Genomic DNA, 22,431 nt, shown 5'->3' with positions numbered 1-22,431 from the left:
CCCGACGACGGCCCGAGGACGAAAGGGGGACGAGCGATGACCTTCCGGGTCGGAGTCACCCGCGACTTCCGCGCGGCCGACGGCAGCATCGGCTGGGGTGACATCGGGCTGTCGGCGCTGGAACAGGTGCCCTGCGTGGAGTGGGAGTTCCTGCCGGCCGGCACCGAAGAGCTCGACGAACTCCCGGCCGAGGCCGTCGCCGCGTACGACGGCCTGCTGGTGCTCACCCCGCGGGTGAGTGCCGCGTCGCTGGCCCGCGCCGACCTGCTGCGGATCGTGGCGCGGTTCGGCGTCGGCTTCGACAACGTGGACGTCGCCGCGTGTACCGACGCCGGCGTGGTGGTCACCATCACGCCAGACGGAGTACGCCGTCCGGTGGCCGTCTCCGCGCTCACTCTCCTGCTGGCGTTGACCCATCGCGTCCGGGCCAAGGACCAGTTGGTGCGCACCGGGCGCTGGCAGGACAAGCTCGACCACCTCGGGGTCGGCGTCACCGGCCGCACCCTCGGCGTCGTCGGCTGGGGCAACATCGGCCAGGAGGTGTCCCGGGTCTGCGCCCCGCTGGCCATGCTCCAGCTTGCCGCCGACCCGTACGCCGACACCTCGGCCGCGGCCCGGGCCGACGTCGAACTCGTCCACCTCGACGACCTGTTGGCCCACTCCGACTTCGTCATCCTCACCTGCGCCCTGACGGAGCAGACGCGCGGGCTGATCGACGCCGAACGGCTGGCCAGGATGAAGCCGTCGGCGTTCCTGGTCAACGTCGCCCGCGGCCCGGTCGTCGACCAGCAGGCGCTGACCCGGGTGCTGGCCGAGCGGCGGATCGCCGGTGCCGCACTGGACGTGTTCGATCCCGAACCACCCTCCCCCGAGGACCCCCTGCTCGCCTTGGAGAACGTCCTGTTGGCACCGCACGCGATCGCCTGGACCGACGAGCTCGCGCTCGGCAACGGCCGCAGCGCGGTGCAGGCGATCCTCGACGTCGCCGCCGGGCGACGTCCCAGACACGTGATCAACCCGCAGGCGTGGGCGGCACCCGTCCCGACTGAAGGAGCCGGCCGATGAACCAGCCAGAGTCCCCGCAGACCCACGTGCGACAGGCGATCCGGGCAGGCGACCTCGTCGTGGGCACGTTCGTGTTCGAGTTCGCCACCGCCGGCATCGGACGGCTGGCCGCCGGCGCCGGCGCGTCGTTCGTCATCTACGACGCCGAGCACACCGGCTGGACGTGGGAGACCATCGGCACACTGGTGGCCACCACGCGGGGCACCGGAGCCGACAGCTACGTCCGGGTTCCAACTACCGACCGTTCGGAGATCTCGCGTGCGCTGGACGCCGGCGCCCGCGGGGTGATGGTCCCGATGGTGGAGTCCGCCGACCAGGCGAGCGCCATTGTGGCCTGGGCGAAATACCCGCCGGCCGGAGTGCGCGGCGCGGCGTTCGGCCTCGCGCACGACGACTACGTACGTGGTGACGGTGCCGCCTACATGCGCCGGTCCAACGCCGACAACCTCGTGTTGACACAGATCGAGACCGCCGCCGGGTTGGCCGCCGTGGAGGAGATCGCCGCGGTCGAGGGCGTGGACGTCCTGTGGGTCGGGCAGTACGACCTGACCACCAGCATGGGCATCCCGGGCGAGTTCGGCCACCCGGACTACCTCGCCGGTCTGGACCGGGTGGCGGCGGCCGCGCGCACGCACGGCAAGGTGGCCGGCTTCATGGCCGGAACCGCTGCCGAGGCGGCGATGCTGGCCGAACGCGGCTTCACGATGTTCGCCTACAGCGGTGACCTGTGGATCTACCAGGACGCGCTCCGGGCCGGCATCGAGGACGTGCGTGCGAAGGCGCAAGCCCAGGTTGCGGCACCGGCTCACGGCGGCGGAAAGCCAGCCGGGGCGGCGAAGTGAGGATCATCGACGTCCGCGTCGCCGAGGCGCCGATCGGTTCGGGGTTCGCCAACGCGGTCATCGACTTCTCGGCGATGACGGTCTCGGTGGTGGCGGTGGAGACCGACCACGTGGTCGACGGCGAGCGCGTGGTCGGCTACGGCTTCAACTCCAACGGCCGCTACGCCCAGACCGGCATTCTCACCGGGCGGCTGCTCCCGCGGCTGCGCGCGTGCCCGCCGGAGCGGCTGGTCGACCCGGACACCGGCCTGCTGGACCCGGTGGCCGCGAACGCGGTGATGCGGACGAACGAGAAGCCCGGCGGGCACGGCGACCGGGCCGTCGCCGTCGGCATCATGGACATGGCGCTGTGGGACGCCGCGGCGAAGGCGGCCGGTCAGCCGCTGCACCGGTTGCTGCGGAGCCGCTTCGACCGGCCCGCGCCCGAGTCCGCACCCGAGTCCGCGCCGCGCGAGGACTCGGTCTGGGTCTACGCCGCCGGCGGCTACTACTACCCCGATGGCACGGTCGGCACGCTCCGGGAGGAGATCCGAAGCTACCTCGACCTCGGCTACCGCGACGTCAAGATCAAGGTCGGCGGCGCCTCGCTCGCCGAGGACGTCGAACGAGTCGAGGCGGTGCTCGACCTGTTGCCCGCCGGCTGCCGGCTGGCCGTCGACGCCAACGGGAGGTTCGACCTGCCGACGGCGCTCTCGTACGCCGAGGCGCTGTCGGCGTACGACCTGAGGTGGTACGAGGAGCCGCTGGACCCCCTGGACTACCTCGGCCACGCGGTGCTCGCCGAGGCCCGTCCCGGTCCGCTGGCCACCGGCGAGAACCTGTTCGCGGTGCCGGAGGTGCGCAACCTGCTCCGCCACGCCGGCCTGCGCGCCGACCGCGACGTGCTGCAGATGGACCCGTCACTGAGCTACGGCGTGCCGGAGTACGCCGCGATGCTCACCTGCCTGGCCGATGCGGGGTGGTCGCCGGAGCGCTGCGTGCCGCACGGCGGCCACCTGTACAACCTCGCCGTGGCGGCGGCCTTCGGCCTCGGCGGGTGCGAGTCGTACCCGCGGGTCTTCGAGCCGTTCGGCGGGTTCGCCGACGACGCGCCGGTGACCGGCGGGCGGGTCCGGCTCGGCGACCGTCCGGGAGTGGGGATCGAGGGCAAGGCCGACCTGCACCGCCTGGTGCGAAACCTGTTCGACTGAGCGGTCGACAGGGCTGTCAGGCCGGCCTTGCGGCGAGCATTCGGTCAGCCCATGGTCTTCGCGCCGTCCAGGGACTCCCGGATGATGTCGGCGTGCCCGGCGTGCTGGGTGGTCTCGGCGACGATGTGCAGGATGGCGAGGCGGGCCGACCACCGCGCACCGGGCTCGAACCACGGCGCCTCCGGCAGCGGCTGGGTGGCGTCGAGGTCGGGCAGGGAGACGACCAGTTCGTCGGTGCGGCGGGCCACCTCGGCGTACGCCTCGAGCAGGCCGGCGAGGGTCTCACCCGGCTGCATCCGGAACAGCTCCATCCACCCGGCCACGTCGCCGGGCGCCATCGCCGAAGGCCCCTCGACGATGAACCGGGCGGTGTTCTCCTCGCACCTGGCGACGTGCTTGATCAGGCCGCCGAGGCACAGCTCGCTCGCGGTGGTGCGCATGGCGGCCTGCTCGTCGGTGAGGTCGCGGGTGGTGTAACGCAGGAAGTGCCGTGCCTGAGCCAGGGCGGCCAGCAGGTCGGCCCGCTCGCCGGTGGCCTGCACGGACACGGACGGGGACGCGGCGGGGGACGGGTTGGCGGACAGGCCGGCGGACGCGGGCTGGTTCGTCGTCGAGGCGCTCATGGTGTTCCTTTCCGGAGGGGTTGATCCGAAGGTAGGAGCCCTACCGGCCACCTTCTGGCCTCAATGCCGGCGCCTCGGAAGTTTCTCGAGCCCGGGCCCGGGCGCAGATCGACGTCACGGAGCGTCAGTGACGCCCGCCGGCTCCTGGCCGGTCGAGGAGTGTCCGAACCAGTATTCATACCCGGCGTCAAAGACATTCATTCCAGATCGCGTGAAGTTTGTCCGGCGCGCGATTGTCGAAGCTTGTGAACAGCTCGTCGCGCGCCTTGTCGCGGGCTTGTCGGCGGCTCCTCGTCGGCTTGCCGGCAACGTCGTCGGCTTCTCGTCGGCTCGGGAAAGCCGTCCGACGCAAAGGCCAAATTCCGTGATCGGCGATCGCGGCGAACCTATCCTGTCCGCTATGCCTCTTCAGCCTCCCCTTCACCATCGTCCGATGAAGGTCGCCGTTCTCGGCCCGGTCGCATGGCGAACCCCACCACGTCATTACGGCCCCTGGGAACTCGTCACCAGCCTGCTCACCGAAGGGCTGGTCGCCCGCGGCCTCGACGTCACGTTGTTCGCCACTCTCGACTCGCGCACCGGCGCCTCGCTGGACGGGATCTGCCCGAACGGATACGCCGAGGATCCCGGTCTCGACGGCCGGGTGTGGGAGGCGATGCACATCGCGTACGCCTTCGAACGTTCAGGTGAGTTCGACCTCGTGCACAGCCATCTGGACTGGTTGCCGCTGGCGTTCTCCGCGCACTGCCGGGCGCCGCTGCTGACCACGGTGCACGGCTTCTCCGGCCGGGGCATCCTGCCCGCCTACGCCCGCGCCAGGTCGTCGTACGTCTCGATCTCCGACGCGGACCGCGCTCCCGGACTCGACTACGTCGCCACCATCCACCACGGCATCGACCTGACCGAGCTCCCGTACGCACCCGGGGGCGGCACGGGCCTGGTGGCGTTCGGGCGGATCCATCCGGACAAGGGAACCGCCGAGGCGATCGAGATCGCACGCCGCGCCAACCTGCCGTTGACGATCTGCGGGATTGTTCAGGATGAGAGTTATTTCATCGAACGCGTGCGCCCGCACATCGATGGCGACCGGGTGCGCTACCTCGGTTCGGTGGGTCCTGCGGACCGGGCGGAGATCCTCGGAAGCAGCCTCGCGTTGCTGCATCCGATCTCCTTCGACGAACCGTTCGGGCTGTCGGTCGTTGAGGCGATGGCCTGCGGAACTCCTGTGGTGGCGTTCCGCCGGGGCTCGATGCCGGAGGTCGTGGACGACGGGGTGACGGGGTTTCTGGTGCACACCGTGGAGGAGGCCGTCCGGGCGGTGCGCGTGGTCGGCTCACTTGACCGGGCCGCGTGCCGCAAACACGTGGAAGAACGCTTCGGAGTGGACCGGATGGTCGACGAATACGTGCGTGTCTATCGCGATATCGCCTCAACCGAGTTGAGCCCTTGGTAAATTCGCAGGCGCCGAAGAGACCCGACCGGGTCCGGTGCAGGTTCGCGGAGGCCGATTTCGTAGGAAGGCGCCCCGCTGAACCCGTTTTCTGTTGGCCTCGGAAAGCCCGGCCGGCTGGCGCCTTCCCCCGTGTGGCAGTAATTGCCGCCCGGGCGCATGAGTAGAAGGCACGGTATGGCTACCAGCTTTGGCTTCCTCAGTACTCACCCCCCGACACAGTGCGGTCTCGCGACCTTCAACTGCGCACTCGCCGCCCAGCTCACCGCGGGTGGTGTCGGCGGTGGGATCGTCCGGGTTCTCACGGAGGGTGACGACCGTCGCTCCGCGCCGGGTGTCGTCCACACCTGGTCGGCAGCCCACGCCACTGGTTGGCTGGGCGCTGCCTCGGCACTGAACCAGTTCGACGTGGCGGTGATCCAGCACGAGTACGGCATCTACCCCGGACCCGACGGCCAGGACGTCCTGCCGCTGCTGCGACGGCTGCGGCTTCCGAGCATCGTGGTTCTCCACAGCGTCCTGACCAACCCGAGCTTCCGGCAGCGGATCCTGCTCGAGCAGATCGGCGCGATGGCCGACGCGGTGGTCACCATGACCCAGGCCGCGCGCGACCGGCTGGTGGCCGGGTACGCCGTGGACCCGGCGAAGGTGACGGTCATCCCGCACGGCGCCCCCGAGTACGTCACCCGGCCGACGGAGGCCCGCACGGCACCGCACCTGCTCACGTGGGGGCTTCTCGGGCCCGGCAAGGGCATCGAGTGGGCGCTGCGAGCGCTACCGCACCTGCGCGACCTCGACCCGCGGCCGACGTACACCGTGGCGGGCCGCACTCACCCGAAGATCCTGGAACGCGACGGCGAGGCGTACCGCCACGGGCTGCAGCGGCTCGGCGAGGAACTCGGCGTGGCCGACTCCGTGACGTACGACGCGATCTACCGCGACACCGAGTCCTTGAACCGGCTGATCCGGTCCGCAGACGTGGTGGTGCTGCCGTACGACTCGCGCGAGCAGGTCACCTCGGGCGTGCTCATCGAGGCGGTCGCGGCGGGCATCCCCGTGGTGGCGACGAGCTTCCCGCACGCGGTGGAGCTGCTCGCGGACGGCTCCGGCCTGGTGGTTCCCCACCAGGACCCGGTGGCACTGGCCACGGCGGTCCGGCGGATCCTCACCGAGCCCGGACTGGCCGGCGGGATGGTCGGCGCGAGCACCACCTCGACGCTGAGCTGGCCGGCGGTGGCCGACCGCTACGACACCCTCGCCACCCGTCTCCTGGCCGCGCGGCGCTACACCGCGGCGGCGCTGCCGTCGTGACCCCCGTGATCGCGCCCGCGCCGTCGTTCAGCCACGTCATCCGGATGTCGGACGACACCGGGCTGTTCGAGCACTCCCGCAACGCCATCGTGCGACGTGAGCACGGCTACTGCACCGACGACGTGTCCCGTGGACTCGTCGTCACCAGCCGCGAGCCGGACCCTTCGGAGGAGGTGGTCCGGCTGGCGGAGATCTACCTCACGTTCCTCACCCACGCCCAGGACCACACCGGCGCGTTCCGCAACCGGCTGGGCCACGACCGGCGGTGGAGCGACCGACCGGCCCTCGGCGACTGGTGGGGGCGGGCGTTGTGGGGGCTCGGCACGGCCGCGGCCCGCAATCCCGCTCCCTGGATCCGCAAGGAGGCCATGATCGCCTTTGAGCTCGGGGCGACCAAGCGGTCCTGGGCAGTGCGCGCGATGGCGTTCGCCGGTCTCGGTGCGGCCGAGGTCCTCCGTGCGTGCCCCGACCACAAGGGGGCTGCCGCCCTGCTCGCCGATGCCGCCAAGGCCGTCGGCGAGCCGGGCGACCACCCGGACTGGCCGTGGCCGCAGGAGCACCTCACCTACGCCAACGCCTCGCTGGCCGAGGTGGTCATCGCCGCGGGCAAGCTGGGCGGTGACCACCAGGTGCTCGAGTCGGGGCTGCGCATGCTCAGCTGGCTGCACGACGTCCAGCGCACCGGCGACCGGCTGTCGGTGATCGCGGTCGGCGGATACCGTCGCAACGGGCCCCGGAACCGCCACGACCAGCAGCCGATCGAGGTGGCGAGTTTCGCCGACGCCTGCGCCACCGCGGCCGAGGCGACCGGTGATCCCGCGTGGGAGGACGGCATCAGCCAGGCGGTGGCGTGGTTCCTCGGCGACAACGACCTGGGCACACCCATGTGGGACTCCACCACCGGCGGCAGCTACGACGGCCTGACACCGACCGGCCCCAACCCCAACCAGGGCGCGGAGTCCACCCTCGCGCTCGTGTCCACCCTGCAGCACGCCAGGCGCCTGTCGTGACGGCACCGGGCCTGGCCTCCCGGCTGGACCTGGTGCTGGCCCCGGACTCCCGTCGGGTGATCATCCGGCCGTTCGTGCCGGGGGAGGACGACGACCTCGTCCGCGCCCGGATCTCCGCGCTGGTGGAGCGGGTCGTCCGCCTCGACGACGAGGAGACCGGCCGGCTGCTGCAGCAGACATTGCTGCACTTCGGGGGACGTCACCACGACCTGGAGATGACGTTCCTGCACCACTACGACCTCGTACGCCCACGCATCGACCGGCACGCCGAGCTGTCACCCACGGCGCGGCTGCTGGTCGGTGCGTACTGCAGCCAGGAGTACGCCGTCGAGGCGGCGGCGCTGTGCAACCCGTCGATGGTGCCCCACCCCGACCAGTCCGGCCTCTCCGCCGGGCAGCTGCGGGTGGCGATCAGCCTGCGCCAGATCGGGGAGGGGCACCTGTCCTCGATCGGGTTCGCCACCGGCGTGCTCGACCCCGCTCACGGCCGGCTCGACGTGGCCGACCGGCGCGGCCCGCTGCTGGCCGGTCGGCGAGCGGGCACCCGGCACCGCCGGGACCTGTTCGCCTCCGGGCTGGAGGAGGACGGCTGGAACGACAAGATGTCCGCGGCCGTCCTCGCCTCCTTGCCGGAGGTGTTCGACGACGAGGACTTCGACCGTGCACTGTCCCACCTGCCCGCGAACCTCCTGGCCGACGAGGAGGAGGCGGTCGCGGTGGACCGGCTCCGGTGGGCCGCCTCGGCGAGCTACGCCGTCACCTTCCCCGAGGAGGTGCCGCTGAGCCAGCGGGTGCTGTGGCCGCTGACGGCCACCGAGAGCAACGGCATGGAGGACGCGAGATTCGTGCGGTTCGTTGCCGACGACGGCGAGGTCGCCTACCACGCGACCTACACGACGTACGACGGCAGGCACATCAGTGTGCGCATGCTGAGCACGGCCGACCTGCGCAACTTCGAGGTGACGCCGGTGCGCGGGCCGGCCGCGCGCAACAAGGGGATGGCGTTGTTCCCGCGTACTGTCGGCGGCCGTCACTTTGCCCTGTGCCGCTCCGACGGGGAGACCATCGGGCTGAGCGCGCTCGACCGGCAGAACCGCTGGCAGCAGCCGGTACCGCTGCACGTGCCGCGACTCGGCTGGGAGCTCACCCAGGTCGGCAACTGCGGCTCACCGCTGGAGACCGAGGCGGGCTGGCTGGTGCTCACCCACGGGGTGGGGCCGATGCGGAGGTACGCCATCGGCGCGCTGCTGCTCGACCTGCACCGGCCGGAGCGCGTGATCGCCCAGTTGCCGGGGGTGCTGCTCGCGCCGCAGGACGAGGAGAGCGAGGGGTACGTGCCGAACGTCGTCTACTCGTGTGGCGGCGTGCTACACGCCGGGACGCTCTGGCTGCCCTACGGCGCAAGCGACACCCGGGTCGGCTTCGCCACTGTCGACGTCGGCACGCTGCTCGCCGCGATGGGGCAATGACGACGTCTGGACCGTCGCGGTCGCAGACTCGGGTGCGGGCAATGACGACGTCTGGACCGTCGCGGTCGCAGACTCGGGTGCGGGCAATGACGACGTCTGGACCGTCGCGGTCGCAGACTCGGGTGCGGGCAGTGACGACGCCCGCGCCGTCACCCGGGCCGGCCCGGGAGCCGGCAGGGCGGACGCACTGATCCGCCCGCGGCGGACGGCGTTCCGGTTGGCCTCGGTGGTCCCACCCCACACGCCGTAGGTCTCCGGCAGTGCGAGGGCGTGCGTGCGGCAGGGTTCGAGGACCGGGCAGGCGGCGCAGAACTCCAGTGCGCGGGCCTCGCGGGCCAACCGCTCCGGGGGCTTCTCGCCCTCCGGCCCGTAGAACAGCCCGTCAGGTGCGTGGACGCAGGCAGCCTCCAGATGCCACGCCCGCGACCGGGCGGGCATCGGCTTTCTTCGACCACCTGGGACGGCGGCACGCCGTCGCGCCATGCGAGAACCCCAATCCGCTGCTTCGGTCCGAGTTGCATCGGTACGTCCCCGTTCCCGCGCTCACCCCCGCGTTCTCGCGCTCCTGCTCGAGCCGCTTCCTCCTCTGACACGGGTCCGCAGGTGGCTTACGGTGTAAGCCACGCCGTCGAGGTCAACCTTACGTTGTAAGCGGCCTTGCGCAAACGCCGCATCGGCCGATGAGGTGGTACGCAGGGGTGTGGACACGCCAAGGCGGCGCCACGGCCAGACAGGAGCGTCCCCATGAACCCACCCGGGACACCGCAAGCACCAGGCGGTGACAGGTCGACGCGGTCGGCCGGGTCGACGCGGTCGGCCGGGCCGGCGCGGACCCACGACCACCAGGCCTCCGGGCGCGGCGCGCTCAACCGCGACCTGATCGTCTCCGCCGCGATCGAGTACGTCGACGAGCACGGCCTGGCGATGCTCACCATGCGCCGCCTCGGCGAGCACCTCGGCGTGGAGGCGATGTCGCTCTACCGCTACGTGAACGGCCGCGAGGACCTGCTGGAGGAGATCGTCCGCCGGATGGTGGACAGCCTGCACGTGGACAGCGCCCGGCGCGAGCTCCTCGCCGGCCCGGGCTGGCAGGCCTACCTCCAGTGGCTCGCGCACGCCGTGCGCCGGCTGGCCCGCCAGCATCCGCAGCTGTTCCCGCTGATCGCCACCCGGCACCCGGCAGCGCCCTGGCTGCGGCCGCCGCTGCGCAGCCTGGACGTCGTCGAGGACTTCCTCGCCACCCTCGTCGACCGTGGGTTCAGCATGGAGAACGCCGTGATGGCCTACCGCGCCTTCACCAGCTACCTGCTCGGCTACCTCCTGCTGGAGGTGTCCACGATGAGTGGCCGCACCGTCGCCGAGGACTCCCTGACCGAGGTGGCCAACTCCCCGCCGCCCTCACCGATGCCGCTGGACGGCTACCCCCACATCCAGCGGCTGGAGACGCTCCTGTCGCAGGACCACACCGACCTGGAGTTCGAGCTGTCCCTGGAGGACATGCTGGACCGCATCGAGCGGCTGCTGGCCAACGACCGGAGCTGATCTCGCCCGTACGGGCGTCCTGCGTACCCGCGTCGCCGCACCGACTCAGCGGTCGGACTTCGGCCAGACGTAGGGCAGATCCGGAGGTACGCCGGGGAAGAGGTCGCCGTACGTCGCGGCGTCCTTGCGGACCAGCGCGGACTGGTGACTGCGGTGGAAGTCCGGGTCCCCCAGCCACGGCGGCAGCTCACCGGCGCCGGCGAGGGCGGGCTGCTCGCGGATCTCCTCGCGCCCGGTGAACTGCGTGAAGTCCGCCCGCAGGCTGGTGGCGCAGGTGTCCTGACGTCCGGTTCCCGTCCAGACCCGGCAGACCTCCAGCCCGTACCTCACCAGTGCCTCCGGGTAGCCGGTCCACATCCGCACCACCGGGTGGTGCCGCCAGCCGTAGTCGGGAACGGTGAGCCCCCGCAGCACCTGCAGCGCCTCGACCCGCTGCTTGCCCAGCCGACGTTGGTCGAGGACCCGGGCCGAGGCGGCGAAGTCGGCGTACGGCAGGAACGTCTGCATCCCCAGCGTGTTTCCCGACCCTGCCCGGGCGAACCCCGTCCGGGCGAACCCCGCCCGGGCCGACCTCCGGGCCACCGCGGCAGGCCTGCCGTGGCCTACTCGAGGTACTCCCGGCACGCGGACTTGTAGTGATAGTCCGGCCCGCAGTCGTTCAGGACGTAGGTCTTGCCGTCGGAGCAGATCACGCTCGGCAGGTTGCCGCCGGACTGCCCGCGCCGCCAGACCCAGGCGTTGACGACCTCGGTGCCGGCGAGGTTCCAGCACCGGAAGTCGATGCGGTAGTCCTCGTATTCACACTCGTCCCGCCACGTGCCGTCGACGGCCGTGCGGTGCCGCCTGATGTCGGGCTTGCAGTAGCGTCTGCTCACCCGCGCGGCGTCGGGGTTGCACCACCGCCAGTCGGTCCGCTGGGAGCCGCTGCTGTAGTCGCGGCAGTTGCTCCAGTACTCCCACGGATCACCGCCGTGCCGGCTGGCCTGCGCCTCGCTACGGCCGGGCAGCAGGTCGAGAGCACTCAGCCCGAGCACCATGCCCGTGGTCAGGACGCCCTTGAGCAGGCTGCGGCGGTTGATGTGGTCGCGTTCGATCAGCTTGCGCACCGCGCTCGGCGTGGCGTTCGCGGGCGGCGTGCTCGCGCTCGGGATCGTGGGGATGTCAGCGGTCATGACCATTTCTCCTTGTGGGTGCTCTCGCGTGCCCAGCACATTTCGGTGACCCGGTGCAGGAACTCCACCCGTCGCTCGCAGAGGTGTTTGTGGTCGCCTTCGCCGGGGAGGGTCGTCACGGTGGACGGGGTGGCGTGGATGACGACCATGTCCGACCCGGCCGGCGACTTCTCCGACCAGGGGGAAACCTCCTCGGCCCACACCTCACCGGTGGGCACCGGTGCGCCCGACCACACCGGCACCAGCCGGTGGGCAAGGGCGGGTTGACGGATGTCGAGGTGACCGACCTCCGGTACCCGCTTGCTGACCTCGAGCACCTCGACGTTGTGCACCGCGGGCCGGGCCGCGATCACCCGCAGGCCGTGCGGACTGTCGTGGAAGCCCAGCCCGGCGAAGTACCGGAGTACGTGCGAACCCGGCATCTTCGGGTCGGGCAGCCAGGTCGCCGCCTCGTGCCAGGGTCCCCGCCACACCGCGAGGCCCTGGTCGGCCGAGTCGCTGTGGCCGATCATGCACTGTCCCCCCTGCATCTGGACGACGTTGCTCCAGTGCCCGTCGACGACGCGCTCGAGGACGTGGTCGTAGTTGCCGGCCCTGGCGATGTGCAGGTGGCGCAGGTCGAGACCTTCCGGCGTACCCGCGTACGGCCGGTTGGTGGTGATGCGGACCGATGCCGACCACGGCTCGGTCAGGTCGTATCCGGGTGCGCACAGCGTCACCCGGCTGCCGTCCGCGGCGCGGAAGTGCGTTCGTTCGGCGGCGTACTGGTGGTGGTGCACCGTGACTCCTGTCGTCATCGTGGTCGGTCAGGGCCGGTCAGGGCGGGTCAGTCGCGTCGGGTCGGGGCGATGGAGGGTGGGAGGCCGGTCAGCCGGTTCGGGTGGCGGCCAGCAGGACCGCGGCCAGGACGCAACAGCAGGCGAAGGTGAGCAGCAGCCGCAGAGTTCGGTCGTACGCCGCGAGCTGGGCGTCCCAGTGGCCGTCGTCGCGATGAGCGTGCCGGGCCAGCACCATGGCGGCCCGCCCTGTGCCGAACGCCAGCCCGGCGGCCAGCCCCTGCGGCCAGGTCGCGCACAGCGCCACGGCCAGCACCAGCACGTGGGGAAGGCCGGTGGTCATGTACGTGCGCACGCCGGTGCCCATCTCGAAGCCGAAGTGCAGGGCGCCGTAGCGGGGTCCGTCGTCCCCGATCGACTCCGGAACCTGCCGGCCGTTCTGCGGCAGCCGGAGCCGCAGGACGCCGAGTTCGTTCAGGCCGACCAGGACGGCGACCGCGGCGACCAGCACCGAGGCCGGGACCGGGCGCAGTACCGGCCGCACCAACAGGCCGAGCGCCACCGCCACCACCGAGCTGGTGAGGCCTCCGGCCAGCAGGCCGGCGCTGAACCACCACCGGGAACGTTCTCGCCAGACCGACGAGACCAGCATCGCCGAGTTGTGGCTTCATACCGAACCCGAGATGGAGTAGCCCGCGGCCAGGGCCAGCACGACCCAGGCCAGCAGGACCGGCGCGGTGGCGAACGCCCACAAGTAGGTGAGAGCGGGCACCGCCAGTGCTGCCAGGACCAGCACGGCACCGGGCACCAGCGGATGGGTCTGGCGCCGGCGCGCGCGGGGGGAGCGGGTCCCGCCGGCGGCGCCGGCCCCGACGGCGCCGCCGCCGGTGGACCCGGCCCTGGTGGACTCTTCCCTGGTGGACTCTTCCCTGGTGGACATGGCGACGTCAGCCGTCCCGGGTGCGGGCCGAGGTGGAGGCCTCGGCCAGCGCCTCGGCGTCGGTGACCACCGCTTCGACGACCTTCTTCGAGCCGGCCGGTTCGCGGGTCACCATGGCACCGGCCCGGTCGAGGACCACGATCGCCGGCCGCCAGCCGGGGTCCAGCAGGTGGCAGGCGGCCGGGTCCGCGACGAACCGCGCGCCGGTGAGCCCGGTGAACTTCGCCACCGGCGCCCGGGCGAGCACCACGAAGTCCACCGCCGCCGAGGACTTGTTCGCCAGGTCGTCGAAGTGGGGCGCGACCTCCGCGCACACCGGGCAGCTGTCGTCCACGAGCAGGACGACGGCGCACACCGCATCGTCTCGTGGGCGTACCGACAGCGGCGTCTCGGATTTGTCCGGGATCGTTCCCACACCGTCCGCTCCACCGTCCGTCGCGGCGGCCAGGCCCACCACGCCGGCCGCGGCGACTGCGGCCTGCAGGTCGCGGAGCTGGCGCAGGATGCCGGCCATCGCGAAGGCGAGGAGCACCAACGCCAACCAGGCGAGGACGACCGCGCCGACAAGAGCTTCCATCACTGCCTCCGGAGCGAGGTGGTTCGAGACGACGGTTGGGCGAGCGGACGGCCGCCGGGCGCGTCGGCGCTGGTCGCCTGGGCTGCCGATGCGACCCGAAGCGAGCCGGGCAGCAGGGCGGCGAGAACGGCGAGGACCAGTGCCGGGACGAGTACGGACACCGACGCGAGCCGACCCAGCCCGGTCAGGCTGCCGAGGAACGGAGTGGGATTGCGGGCGAGAGGCGCGGTGACCGCCGCGGCCACGGCGAACACTCCGGCCCGCACCAGGACGGGTGCCCGGACCGGCCCGTCGCCACTCAGGCAACCGCAGGCCGCTCCCGGACGGACGCGGCGCAACACCGTCAGGTACGCCAGAAATCCTGTGTAGACAAGGGCCTCGCCGACCATCGCGGGCAGGACGAGCCTGCTCGGCAGAGCCGAGGACCCGCGCAACGAGGACAGGACGCCCGTGATGACGGCACCGCCAACGCCGACCTCGGCCGCCACGAGCACGGCCGCGCCGGCGCGGCGCTGTCCACCGGGCAGCAGGCCGTGTGACAGAAGAGTCGCCCGGAGCCGGCCGAACTCGCGCGCGTGGCCGAGACCGGCCCACAGCAGAAGCAGGCCACCGGCCACGGCGACAGCCGAGCAGACCAGGTCCGCGACGGATCGCAGCGCACCCACCCGAACCCCCTCAGGTCTGTCCGGCCGTCGGTTTGTGTCCGGCCGGGGCAGCGGCGAACCCGCTGTGTGCGCATGCGCCTGCGGGCTCTCGTACTGCCAACTGCTGGTTTCCCAACCCGCACACAGCCGCCAAACGGGTCCGGCGTCGGTTGATTGCTGACCGTGGGCGGCCAGTTGTTTGACGGCCCCGATCCCGCCTGTTAGGCAGAAGGCGAAATTCCGCGTGCAGTGGCTCCGGCCGAGGAGATCCGCATGTCGAAACTTCGTCGCCGCATCGACGAACAGGGCTACGTCGTGGTGCCCGGCGTGGTCCCGAGAAAGAACGTGGACGCCGTGGTGGCAGACATCTGGCGCCACACCGGCGCCGACCCGAACGACCCGAGGACGTGGTACGCCCCGGACCGGATCGCACCCACCGGCATGGTGGAGATGTATCACTACCAGTCGATGTGGGACACCCGTCAGGACGAGCGGGTGCACGAGGTGTTCGCCGAGATCTTCGGCAGCGAACGGCTCTGGGTGAGCATCGACCGTACGAACCTCAAACCGCCGTCGGTTCCCGACTACCCCGATTACCACCACCGGGGATTCCTGCACTGGGACACCGATCTCGAGCGGTATCCCGACATCCCGTTCGGTGTGCAGGGCGTGCTTGCACTGGCCGACACCACCGAGGACATGGGTGGCTTCCAGTGCGTCCCGAGCATCTACCAGAACCTCCCTTCCTACCTGGAGAAGTACGGCCGGTCCCGCCAGGCGGACCTGACCGAGCACACTCCGGTGCAGGTGCCGCTGCGCGCCGGCGACATGGTCATCTGGACCAGCCTGCTGGCGCACGGCAACGGCGACAACCACACCGACCGGCCCCGGCTGGCGCAGTACATCTCGATGAACCCCGCACGGGAGAACGACGAGCAGGCGCGGCAGGCACGCATCGCCGCCTGGCAGGAGAACCGCCCGCCCGCACACCACCGTGCCTTCCCCGGCGACCCCCGGGGGATCGAGGCGGCGCGCGGCCGGCCGGCCGAGCTGACCTCACTGGGCCGGCGCCTGCTGGGCCTGGATCGCTGGTAGACCCCGATGCGGCTGCAAGCCCAGGAGGCGGACATGACAGGAGCGGTGACCCGACGGGACGTCCTGCGGGTGGGTGGTGTCGCCGTGACGGTCGCGGTGACCGGAAGCGCGTGCAGCTTCCTGTCCACCAAGCCCACCGGCAGTGACTCCGACGCCGGCACGGCGAAGAAGACCAAGGAACCACCCGCGCTGGCCGCCCAGGTCAAGGCCGGGAAACTGCCCCCTGTCAAGGACAGGTTGCCCAGCAAACCGCTGGTGGTGCAGCCGAACGAGAAGGTCGGGAGGTACGGCGGCGCCTGGCACCTGCGGCTGTCCGGCGAGGCCTACAGCGACGCGGCCACCATCTACTCCTTCGCGGGGTACGAGAACCTCGTGCGCTGGGACCCGACGTTCAAGAAGGTCATCCCGGACATCGCCACCAGCTACCAGGTCAACGCCGACAGCACGGAGTACGTCTTCGTGCTCCGCGAGGGCATGCGCTGGTCGGACGGAAAGCCGTTCGGGCCCGACGACGTGGTGTTCGCCGTCCAGGACATCCTGATGGACAAGCGGATCACCTCGGTCCCGCCGTTCGGTGACATGAAGGCCGCCAAGGTGGACGACCACACCGTCAAGGTCACCTTCACAAAGCCCAACGGGACGTTCGTCAACTACCTCGCCACCCGGCGCGGCGCGGCACTGACCGACTACCCCCGCCACTACCTCGAACGCTTCCACCCGAAGTACAACCCCCAGCACGCCACCGAGGCCAAGAAGATCGGCTTCAAGGACGGGATCGCCGTCCTGCAGGACGTGGGCGGCACCTGGAGCTTCGGCCGCAACCCGCACAAGCCGACGTTGTACGCGTGGGTCCTCACCACCTCCTCCGACCAGAAGTCCCAGGTGGTGGTGGAACGCAACCCGTACTACTGGAAGGTCGACCCGGAGGGCAGCCAGCTGCCCTACATCGACCGGATCGTCTACCAGGTGGTGGGCGACGACGAGGCCGCTCTGCTCAAGACGCTCAACGGCGAGATCGACGTTTCCACGCCGCAGCTGAAGGACAAGCCGGTCGTGGCGAAGTACCGCGACCGCGGCAACTTCCGGCTGTTCGACGTCGTGCCCGAGGCGATGAACGTCGCCTGCATCTACCCCAACCTCACCCACGAGGACCCGGTCAAGCGGGAGATCTTCAACAACCGCAACTTCCGGGTCGGGTTGTCGTACGCGATCAACCGGCGGGAGATCATCAAGGCCGTGTTCCAGCGGCAGGGTGAGCCCTGGCAGGTGGCGCCTCGCAAGGAGTCGACCTACCTCGACAAGGAGATGGCCACGCAGTACACCGAGTACGACGTGGCCAAGGCGAACGAGATCCTGGACAAGGAGTACCCGAAGAAGAACGCCAGGGGAGTGCGCCTGGGACCGGACGGCAAGCCCATCTCGTTCCTCGTCGACGTGGCCACCATCGTCCCCACCTGGGCGGACGTGCTGGCACTGGTGGTCAACTTCTGGCAGAAGGTCGGCATCGACGCACACGTCAACACCGGCAGCCCGGAGATCGTGGTCGAACGCGGCCAGGCCAACAAACACGACTTCTCGGTGTGGGCGGGAGAGGGTGGCCTGGACGGCGTGGTGCTGCTGAACCCCTACAACTACCTGCCGTTGCTCAACCCGTACTCGTTCTTCGGGGTGAAGTGGGCGGAGTGGTACAACACGAAGGGCAAGGCCGGCGAGCGTCCGCCGGCCGACGTCCGGCAGCAGATGGCGTTGTACGACAAGGTGAACGCGACGTCCGACATGGACGAACAGGTCCGGTTGATGAAGGAGATCCTGCGGATCGCCAAGCAGCGCTTCCACGCCATCGGGATCGCGATGCTGCCCAACGGCTACGGCACGGTGGCGAACAAGATCGGCAACTGGCCGAAGTTCACCACCGAGGGCGCCTGGGTCTACATGTCGCCCGCCCCGACGAATCCCTGCCAGTACTACATAAAGCCGAGCTGAGCCAGGAGGCACGTTTACGGGGACACTCCCCATTTCGAGATGATCCGGGCCAACGTCCACACCGGCCCGGCAGGCTTCTACGCGGCGCGGGGGCGAAGCCGCACTCGGTACGAGCGGAACGGTGTGGTCACAGCTCCCGGCCGGCGGCGAGCAGCAGCTGGTGTGCCCGGCGCGCTGCTCGCGCGGCCCGCTGGGTGGACGGTTCGTCGACGGGAACCTCCTCCATCCCGACGGCGAGTACCCGGACGGCCTCGGTGAGCGCCTGCAGGTGGCGTTCGAAGTCTGCCAACCTCTCGTTGACGGCGGCCTCGGCACGGTTGCGCTGACTGGGAACGCGTTCGGCGGTCTGCTCACCGCGGCCGCCGGTCCGTCCGTCACCACTGGGTGCGCGGTCGGGATCGGGTTCGAACAACGCCCGCAGGCGTACCGGCAGATTCGCGAACGTCGTGTCCAGTTGGCCGGGGGAGAACTGCTCGCGCATCGCCGCCGTCACCGCGGCGGCCACGGGGTGCACCTCACCGAGCGGGATCATCGCCTCGTGCGCGAAACGTTCGGCGGTCTCCTCCGCGTCCGCCTTCGTCGGCACCCGGCTGGGCGACCAGCCGTCGTAGAAGACGCCGCGCAGGAGTTCGGGCAGCTGGGCGGCGAGGTGGGCGGCGCTCTCCACCGTGAGCCGGTCCCGGACGCAGTGCAGCCAGGTGCGCACTGCCCGGAAGGTGAACTCCGGGTCGTCGCTGCCCAGCTCCTGCGCGACGGTGTGCAGCCAGGCGTGGGTGGTGTTCTCCGCACGGGCCAGGGCGTGTGGGCGGATCGTCATCGTCGCCTCCGGGGAAACATGCCGGCACTCGGATGGTTTCCCTCCACGCTCGACGACGCGCCACCGCCGAGCCAGGGGCGAACGGCCCGGCCGGACGTCCCGGCCGCCGGGATGTCCGCCGTACGGGCCGGTGGGGACCTTCTGCCCTACGCGGCGCCCGCGAGGCGTGGGAGTTTGGTAACAAGGCCTGTGGAGCAAGCGAGGGAGCCCGAGAGGGCTGAGAGGCCCGGACGGTCGAGAGATCGTCTGGACGACCCCCAGCTACCTGATCCGGACAATGCCGGCGAAGGGAAATTGTTCTACAGGTCCTCTGATGCGCCCGGCCGGTTGTCACGAAAGGCCGCGGCTCTCAGCTGCCGTCGCCTCCGGCGCCGCCGTCGCCGCCGCCCCACCCACCGGAGAACCAGGCGTGGCCCTTGTCCTCGCCAGCGCGGGGAAGGTCGTTGCCGGTCGTACCGTCGTCGCGCGGCGTGGCGAGGTCTCCTGCGGACCCGCGACGTTCTCGTCGCCGCCCGACCACGATCAGGGCAACTCCCAGGACGACCAGTGCCGCGACAACCAGGACCAGTCCCACGATTCCGTTCATGCCCGCACGGTGACAGGTGCGCCGGGCGGCGTCCAGAGCGTCGGCGTCACGATTGGGTGCTCGGCCTGGACAGCGCCGCGCCGAGCTGGCTGGCGAGAGTGGCCGCCACCTGCCGCTGCTCCAGCGTCGGGTGCACCACCTCGGTCGCCGCGACCAGCAGGAACCGGCCGTGTACGACGCCGCCGCTGCGGACGACGAGCGAGGTCTCGGCGTCCGTCGGCAGTCCGTACCTGTCGACGTCCAGCGGGCGCCCGTGCCGGGTCACGTGGCCGTCGCCGTCCATCGTCGCCATTCCGTCACCGCCGTTCCCGCCGGAAGGGTCGAAGCGGCAGTCGTCGATCCGCAGGACGTCGGTGATCTGGTGGGCGACGTGGGAGGTGAGGGAGTCCGGTGACTCCCGGCCTGCGGCGACCGCGGCTGACGTACGGACAACCCCGGACAGGTATCCCTCCTGGCGGCTGGCGCGTGCCTGCTGGCGGCGTCCCCAGTGGGCGATCTCGGAGACCGCGACGCCGACGGTGACCAGGAGTACGGCGGTCTCCACGTCCTCCCGGTTGGCGATGGTGAGCTGGTGGTACGGCCGGGTGAGGAAGAAGTCGAACCACACCGCGCTGGAGGCCGCGGCGACGACCCCGGCCCATCGGACGCCGGTGGAGGCCGCCGCGACGATCAGCAGCACCAGGGCCAGGGCGACGTCGGTGTTGGCCACGCTCTCCCGGAACGGCGCCAGCGCCGCGCACACCACCAGCGGAAGCACGGCGGCCACCGCACCGACCCAGGTGCGGCGTGTCTGCAGGAAGGACTCCGCGCGCATGCCTCCATCAAACCGCTCACGGCGCCTCCGCGTCGCCGCCTCCGCGTCGCAGCGTCGGCGACGCCGGTGGGACGCGGGTAATCTGCGCCGTGACGGGCGGTCCGCGACGGGTTCGCCGGGTTTGCCCCGGCGAGGGAACGTCCGGCCACCTCGGCTGGAAGGGAGCAGGTGATGACCGGTGTGGCGACGTTCGGGGTCGTCGGCGGCGCCGGCTTCCGGGCGCAGTACTTCCTGCGGATCGCACGGGCGCTGCCGGAGCGGTTCCGGGTGGCCGGGCTGGTGGTGCGCGACGCCGAGCGCGGCCGGGAGATGGAACGCCGGTGGGACGTTCCGACGTTTCGTACCCTCGACGACCTCCTGGCCCGCACGCGTCCGGACCTCCCCGATTTCGTCGTGGTGTCCGTGCCCGCGGCGGCCGGCGCCGACTACATCCGCGACCTGGCCGGGCGCGGGATGCCCGTCCTGGCCGAGACCCCGCCCGCTCCCGACCTTGCCGGCCTGCACCGGTTGTACGCCGACCTCGCCGGGACCGGCGCCCGCGTCCAGGTGGCCGAGCAGTACCACCTGCACCCGGTCAACCAGGCGCGGCTGGCGCTGATCCGGGAGGGCAGGCTGGGCCCGGTCACCCAGGCCACCGTGTCGTTCTCGCACCTCTACCACGCCGTCAGCCTGTTGCGTCTCTTCCTCGGCGTGGGCTACGACGACGCGGTCATCCGCGGCATGCGGTTCGAGTCGCCGTGGGTGGCCGGGCCGACCCGCGAAGGCCCTCCGCGCGAGGACGTCCTGGTCACCTCCGAACGCGACCTCGCCTGGCTGGACTTCGGCGATCGGCTCGGCTGCTACGACTTCACCGCCAACCAGCACCGGTCCTGGATCAGGTCCAACCACGTGTCGGTGCGGGGCCACCGCGGTGAGATCTTCGACCGGCGGGTCCGCGTCCAGGAGCCGTCCGGCACTCCGCTGGACTTCGAGCTCACCCGGGTCAACCGCGGCGAGTGGGAGAACGCCGAGGGCTACTTCCTGCAGGGCATCATGGCCGGCGACCGGTGGGTCTACCAGAACCCGTTCGCGCCGGCCAGGTTGTACGACGACGAGATCGCCATCGCCACCTGCCTGGCGCGGATGGTCGAGCACGCGGCGGGCGGCCCCGGCTTCTACGGCTTGGCGCAGGCCTGCCAGGACCACTATCTCGGCATGATGATCGCCCAGGCCGTGCGTACCGGCGAGACCGTCCGCACCGAACCCCAACCCTGGGCGCCCGCCCCCGGGGGGTAGCGCGGGCCCTCAGGGGTAGACGACCTGACACAGACAACCGACCTCGAACCCCAACCTCGAAACGCCAAACCTCGAAGTCCCAAACCTCGAACCCCGAACTCCACACAGCGCAGAGGTGAACGACATGGCACGTCCGATTTGGAACGGATCGCTGAGCTTCGGGCTGGTGAACGTCCCGGTGAGACTGCTGAGCGCGACCGAGCAGAAGGACGTGTCCTTCCACCAGCGTGAGGCCGGTTCCAACGCCCGGGTGCGCTACAAGCGCGTCGCGGAGGGCACCGACCGTGAGGTCGAGTACAAGGACGTGGTGAAGGGCTACGAACTACCCGGCGACAAGTTCGTCACGCTGACCCAGGAGGAGGTCGACTCGGCCAGCCTGGGCAGGTCCCGCTCGCTGGAGATCACCGACTTCGTCGACCTCGCCGAGATCGATCCCGTCTACTACGAGAAGAGCTACTACCTCGCCCCGCGGGAGGAGAGCGCGCACGAGGCCTACGCCCTGCTGCGCGACGCGATGGAGCAGTCCGGCCTGGCCGGGGTGGGCTCGTTCGTGATGCGCGGCAAGGAGTACCTCGCGGTGATCCGGCCCTGGAAGCGCGTGCTGGTGCTGGAGACGCTGCTGTTCGCCGACGAGGTACGCGACCCGGAGGAGGTGGTCGACTCCCTGCCCTCGACCACCCGGAGCAACTCGCGTGAGGTCAAGGCGGCGGTCAACCTGATCGAGCAGCTCACCACGCCGTGGAAGCCGGAGCAGTACCACGACACCTACCGTGAACGCCTGCTCGGCATCGTGAAGGACAAGGCCAAGGGCAAGGAGATCGAGGTCGAGGAGTACGAGCCGGAGGAGAGCAACGTCGTCGACCTGATGGACGCGTTGCGCCGCAGCGTCGACGAGGCGAGGAGCAGCCGGTCCGGACGCGGCGGTGCAGGGCGTTCGGATGCGGGCGCCAAGAAGGCCGCGAAGAAGACCGCGAAGAAGTCGGCCGGTGCGAAGAAGGCCGCGAAGTCCGGCGGCGGCGGGGCGGGCACGCGGAAGGCGGCGGGCGACGGTGCGAGCGGGCGCTCCAGGTCGGCCGACGTCGCCGAGCTCAGCAAGCAGGACCTGTACGACCGCGCCACCGAGCTCGGCATCGAGGGCCGGTCGAAGATGACCAGAGCCCAACTGCAGAAGGCGGTTCAGAAGGCGTCCTGAGACCCGCACGTCTGCGCCCCGCCCGTGGTCAATCACGGGCGGGGCGCTCGCATCCGGA

24 protein-coding genes are annotated in these 22,431 nt (G+C 70.8%); 12 read left to right on the top strand and 12 right to left on the bottom strand.

The window, feature by feature from the left end:
- Nucleotides 1-36: 36 nt before the first annotated feature.
- From BLU27_RS01090 to BLU27_RS01080, 3 genes are read left to right on the top strand one after another with little or no spacing between them, the layout of a single operon-like run.
- A complete protein-coding gene (locus BLU27_RS01090) occupies nt 37-1,065 on the top strand; it encodes a 2-hydroxyacid dehydrogenase (RefSeq protein ID WP_092649722.1) in 1,029 nt (342 codons plus the stop codon).
- Nucleotides 1,062-1,907 carry an HpcH/HpaI aldolase family protein gene (locus BLU27_RS01085; RefSeq protein WP_092649720.1) on the top strand — a complete coding sequence of 282 codons (846 nt, stop codon included), beginning with the start codon at nt 1,062-1,064 and terminating at the stop codon, nt 1,905-1,907. Before BLU27_RS01090 ends, BLU27_RS01085 begins: the two co-directional genes overlap by 4 nt.
- Nucleotides 1,904-3,097 (top strand): enolase C-terminal domain-like protein, encoded by a 1,194-nt coding sequence (locus BLU27_RS01080; RefSeq protein ID WP_092649718.1) that lies wholly within the window; start codon nt 1,904-1,906, stop codon nt 3,095-3,097. The genes BLU27_RS01085 and BLU27_RS01080 overlap by 4 nt, the downstream gene beginning before the upstream one ends.
- Nucleotides 3,098-3,141: 44 nt before the next feature.
- Here BLU27_RS01080 and BLU27_RS01075 read toward each other — a convergent pair whose 3' ends face one another.
- The gene (locus BLU27_RS01075) at nt 3,142-3,720 is read right to left on the bottom strand and encodes a DinB family protein (RefSeq protein ID WP_092649716.1); all 579 of its coding nucleotides are present in this window, start codon (nt 3,718-3,720) and stop codon (nt 3,142-3,144) included.
- Between the two features lie 127 nt (nt 3,721-3,847).
- Here BLU27_RS01075 and BLU27_RS01070 point away from each other — a divergent pair, with 127 nt between their 5' ends.
- The 4 genes from BLU27_RS01070 to BLU27_RS01055 all read left to right on the top strand — a co-directional run bounded on the left by BLU27_RS01070 (nt 3,848) and on the right by BLU27_RS01055 (nt 8,960).
- Nucleotides 3,848-5,173 (top strand): glycosyltransferase family 4 protein, encoded by a 1,326-nt coding sequence (locus BLU27_RS01070; protein ID WP_197681628.1) that lies wholly within the window; start codon nt 3,848-3,850, stop codon nt 5,171-5,173.
- Between the two features lie 174 nt (nt 5,174-5,347).
- Nucleotides 5,348-6,481 carry a glycosyltransferase gene (locus BLU27_RS01065; RefSeq protein ID WP_092649712.1) on the top strand — a complete coding sequence of 378 codons (1,134 nt, stop codon included), beginning with the start codon at nt 5,348-5,350 and terminating at the stop codon, nt 6,479-6,481.
- Nucleotides 6,478-7,491: a glycosyltransferase gene (locus BLU27_RS01060; protein WP_197681627.1), complete on the top strand. Its 1,014-nt coding sequence runs from the start codon at nt 6,478-6,480 to the stop codon at nt 7,489-7,491. Before BLU27_RS01065 ends, BLU27_RS01060 begins: the two co-directional genes overlap by 4 nt.
- A complete protein-coding gene (locus BLU27_RS01055; protein ID WP_092649708.1) occupies nt 7,488-8,960 on the top strand; it encodes a glycoside hydrolase family 130 protein in 1,473 nt (490 codons plus the stop codon). Before BLU27_RS01060 ends, BLU27_RS01055 begins: the two co-directional genes overlap by 4 nt.
- Here BLU27_RS01055 and BLU27_RS30755 read toward each other — a convergent pair.
- Nucleotides 8,859-9,398, bottom strand: coding sequence for a WhiB family transcriptional regulator (locus BLU27_RS30755; RefSeq protein WP_206744631.1), 540 nt, complete (start codon nt 9,396-9,398; stop codon nt 8,859-8,861). The two genes, BLU27_RS01055 and BLU27_RS30755, sit on opposite strands and share 102 nt — an antisense overlap.
- Nucleotides 9,399-9,704: 306 nt before the next feature.
- Here BLU27_RS30755 and BLU27_RS01045 point away from each other — a divergent pair, with 306 nt between their 5' ends.
- Nucleotides 9,705-10,502 (top strand): TetR/AcrR family transcriptional regulator, encoded by a 798-nt coding sequence (locus BLU27_RS01045; RefSeq protein WP_092649704.1) that lies wholly within the window; start codon nt 9,705-9,707, stop codon nt 10,500-10,502.
- Nucleotides 10,503-10,547: 45 nt separating this feature from the next.
- On the opposite strand, the gene BLU27_RS01040 is transcribed toward BLU27_RS01045, so the two are convergent.
- From BLU27_RS01040 to BLU27_RS01010, 7 genes are all read right to left on the bottom strand, one after another.
- Complete coding sequence (locus BLU27_RS01040) at nt 10,548-11,084, bottom strand: MSMEG_6728 family protein (protein ID WP_241827713.1); 537 nt, start codon at nt 11,082-11,084, stop codon at nt 10,548-10,550.
- A gap of 20 nt (nt 11,085-11,104) precedes the next feature.
- Nucleotides 11,105-11,674, bottom strand: coding sequence for a twin-arginine translocation signal domain-containing protein (locus BLU27_RS01035; RefSeq protein ID WP_092649700.1), 570 nt, complete (start codon nt 11,672-11,674; stop codon nt 11,105-11,107).
- On the bottom strand, nt 11,671-12,453 hold the full coding sequence (locus tag BLU27_RS01030) for a hypothetical protein (RefSeq protein WP_092649699.1): 783 nt from the start codon (nt 12,451-12,453) through the stop codon (nt 11,671-11,673). The genes BLU27_RS01035 and BLU27_RS01030 overlap by 4 nt, the downstream gene beginning before the upstream one ends.
- A gap of 88 nt (nt 12,454-12,541) precedes the next feature.
- Nucleotides 12,542-13,102 (bottom strand): hypothetical protein, encoded by a 561-nt coding sequence (locus tag BLU27_RS01025; protein WP_092649698.1) that lies wholly within the window; start codon nt 13,100-13,102, stop codon nt 12,542-12,544.
- Nucleotides 13,103-13,117: 15 nt separating this feature from the next.
- A complete protein-coding gene (locus BLU27_RS01020) occupies nt 13,118-13,390 on the bottom strand; it encodes a hypothetical protein (protein ID WP_092649696.1) in 273 nt (90 codons plus the stop codon).
- A gap of 7 nt (nt 13,391-13,397) precedes the next feature.
- The gene (locus BLU27_RS01015) at nt 13,398-13,967 is read right to left on the bottom strand and encodes a hypothetical protein (protein WP_092649694.1); all 570 of its coding nucleotides are present in this window, start codon (nt 13,965-13,967) and stop codon (nt 13,398-13,400) included.
- Nucleotides 13,967-14,632 carry a MauE/DoxX family redox-associated membrane protein gene (locus tag BLU27_RS01010; protein WP_092649692.1) on the bottom strand — a complete coding sequence of 222 codons (666 nt, stop codon included), beginning with the start codon at nt 14,630-14,632 and terminating at the stop codon, nt 13,967-13,969. Before BLU27_RS01010 ends, BLU27_RS01015 begins: the two co-directional genes overlap by 1 nt.
- A 252-nt stretch (nt 14,633-14,884) precedes the next feature.
- Between BLU27_RS01010 and BLU27_RS01005 the strand changes: the two genes are divergently transcribed.
- Together BLU27_RS01005 and BLU27_RS01000 are read left to right on the top strand one after the other, a co-directional pair.
- Nucleotides 14,885-15,706, top strand: coding sequence for a phytanoyl-CoA dioxygenase family protein (locus BLU27_RS01005; RefSeq protein WP_092649690.1), 822 nt, complete (start codon nt 14,885-14,887; stop codon nt 15,704-15,706).
- 33 nt (nt 15,707-15,739) lie between these two features.
- Complete coding sequence (locus tag BLU27_RS01000) at nt 15,740-17,689, top strand: ABC transporter substrate-binding protein (protein ID WP_157728134.1); 1,950 nt, start codon at nt 15,740-15,742, stop codon at nt 17,687-17,689.
- Nucleotides 17,690-17,816: 127 nt separating this feature from the next.
- On the opposite strand, the gene BLU27_RS00995 is transcribed toward BLU27_RS01000, so the two are convergent.
- The 3 genes from BLU27_RS00995 to BLU27_RS00985 form a co-directional block, all read right to left on the bottom strand.
- Nucleotides 17,817-18,506: a DUF2267 domain-containing protein gene (locus BLU27_RS00995; RefSeq protein ID WP_092649686.1), complete on the bottom strand. Its 690-nt coding sequence runs from the start codon at nt 18,504-18,506 to the stop codon at nt 17,817-17,819.
- Between the two features lie 349 nt (nt 18,507-18,855).
- Nucleotides 18,856-19,092: a hypothetical protein gene (locus BLU27_RS00990; RefSeq protein WP_092649684.1), complete on the bottom strand. Its 237-nt coding sequence runs from the start codon at nt 19,090-19,092 to the stop codon at nt 18,856-18,858.
- A 46-nt stretch (nt 19,093-19,138) separates the two neighbouring features.
- Nucleotides 19,139-19,906 (bottom strand): DUF4118 domain-containing protein, encoded by a 768-nt coding sequence (locus tag BLU27_RS00985; protein ID WP_092649682.1) that lies wholly within the window; start codon nt 19,904-19,906, stop codon nt 19,139-19,141.
- A gap of 171 nt (nt 19,907-20,077) precedes the next feature.
- On the opposite strand from BLU27_RS00985, the gene BLU27_RS00980 reads away from it, so the two are divergent.
- Nucleotides 20,078-21,181: a Gfo/Idh/MocA family protein gene (locus BLU27_RS00980; protein WP_092649680.1), complete on the top strand. Its 1,104-nt coding sequence runs from the start codon at nt 20,078-20,080 to the stop codon at nt 21,179-21,181.
- Between the two features lie 124 nt (nt 21,182-21,305).
- Complete coding sequence (gene ku / locus BLU27_RS00975; RefSeq protein ID WP_092649678.1) at nt 21,306-22,373, top strand: non-homologous end joining protein Ku; 1,068 nt, start codon at nt 21,306-21,308, stop codon at nt 22,371-22,373.
- The last annotated feature ends 58 nt before the right edge of the window (nt 22,374-22,431 follow it).

This window comes from Actinopolymorpha singaporensis, from assembly GCF_900104745.1.
In the GTDB taxonomy this organism is placed as follows: Bacteria; Actinomycetota; Actinomycetes; order Propionibacteriales; family Actinopolymorphaceae; genus Actinopolymorpha; species Actinopolymorpha singaporensis.
This window is presented reverse-complemented; position numbering and strand designations above follow the sequence as displayed.